This is a genomic window from Frankia tisae (assembly GCF_025403405.1).
Classification (GTDB): domain Bacteria; phylum Actinomycetota; class Actinomycetes; order Frankiales; family Frankiaceae; genus Frankia; species Frankia tisai.
Genome location: NZ_JANEZT010000685.1, coordinates 1 through 1,425, shown reverse-complemented (window position 1 = coordinate 1,425; position 1,425 = coordinate 1). Strand labels below are relative to the sequence as shown.

The window sequence follows — 1,425 nt, the reverse complement described above, 5'->3', positions numbered from 1 at the left end:
GTGGGAAACGGCCGGGATTGAACGTTGGGTGTCGGCCGGGTCTCACCGGTCGCCGGTGAGGCGTTGAAGGTACTGGTTGCCGGGACGGTCCCGGCCCCTTTCAGGCCCTCGTGGAGCATGACGGGTTGTAGGGGATTGTGGGGAGCACGGCTTTCCATTCGGCTGCGGTGAGTTCGCTGGTTTTCGTCGTGCAGGCGATGGCGGTGAGGTGGCCGGGGTCCATATCCCACAGCCGTGCGGTGTCGTCGTCGCTGCTGGTGGCCAGGAGTTTCCCGTCCGGGCTGAACGCCACCCCGGTGACACTGCCGGTGTGGGCGGCGAGGGCGGCCAGGCGTTGGACGTGCGCACCGCGGGCTGCTGTATCCCACAGCCGTGCGGTGTTGTCGTCGCTGCTGGTGGCCAGGAGTTTCCCGTCCGGGCTGAACGCCACCCCGGTGACACTGCCGGCGTGGCCGGTGAAGATCGTCAGGGGCTGGACGTGCGCACCGCGGGCCGTTGTATCCCACAGCCGTGCGGTGTGGTCGTCGCTGGCGGTGGCCACAAGGGTGCCGTCCGGACTGAACGCCACCCCGCGGACGCTGTCGGTGTGGCCGGTGAGGGTGGCCAGGGGCTGGACGTGCGCACCGCGGGCCGTTGTATCCCACAGCCGTGCGGTGTGGTCGTCGCTGGCGGTGGCCAGGAGTTTCCCGTCCGGGCTGAACGCCACCCCGGTGACGATGTCGGTGTGGCCGGTGAAGGTCGTCAGGGGCTGGATGTCCGGGCCGCGGGCCGTTGTATCCCACAGCCGTGCGGTGTGGTCGCCGCTGGCGGTGGCCAGGAGGGTGCCGTCCGGGCTGAACGCCACCCCGGTGACGATGTCGGTGTGGCCGGTGAAGATGGCCAGGGGCTGGACGTGCGCACCGCGCGCCGCCGTATCCCACAGCCGTACGGTGTGGTCGCCGCTGGCGGTGGCCACAAGGGTGCCGTCCGGGCTGAACGCCACCCCGCGGACGCTGCCGGCGTGGCCGGTGAAGATCGTCAGGGGCTGGACGTCCGCACCGCGGGCCGTTGTATCCCACAGTCGCGCGGTGCCGTCGCCGCTGGCGGTGGCCACAAGGGTGCCGTCCGGGCTGAACGCCACCCCGCGGACGCTGTCGGTGTGGCCGGTGAGGGTGGCCAGGGGCTGGACGTCCGGGCCGCCGTCCGCCGTATCCCACAGCCGTACGGTGTCGTCGTTGCTGGCGGTGGCCAGGAGGTTGCTGTCCGGACTGAACACCACCGTGGTGACGATGCCGATGTGGCCGGTGAGGGCGGCCAGGGGCTGGTCGGTGGCGAGCAGGTGCAGCACGGCGGTGCGGGCCTGGGGGGTAGGGGCGGTGCGGTAGGCGGCGATCGCCAGGCGGCGCGCGAGATCGGGATGGCGGGAGGTGTTGCGGTCTGCCGCGG

The 1,425-nt window shown here is 71.6% G+C and carries 1 protein-coding gene; it reads right to left on the bottom strand.

Going from position 1 to position 1,425, the window contains the following annotated elements; translation table 11 throughout:
* Positions 1-100: 100 nt before the first annotated feature.
* The coding region (locus NBZ85_RS31100; RefSeq protein ID WP_261563420.1) for a WD40 repeat domain-containing protein at positions 101-1,425 on the bottom strand (1,325 nt) is incomplete at its 5' end.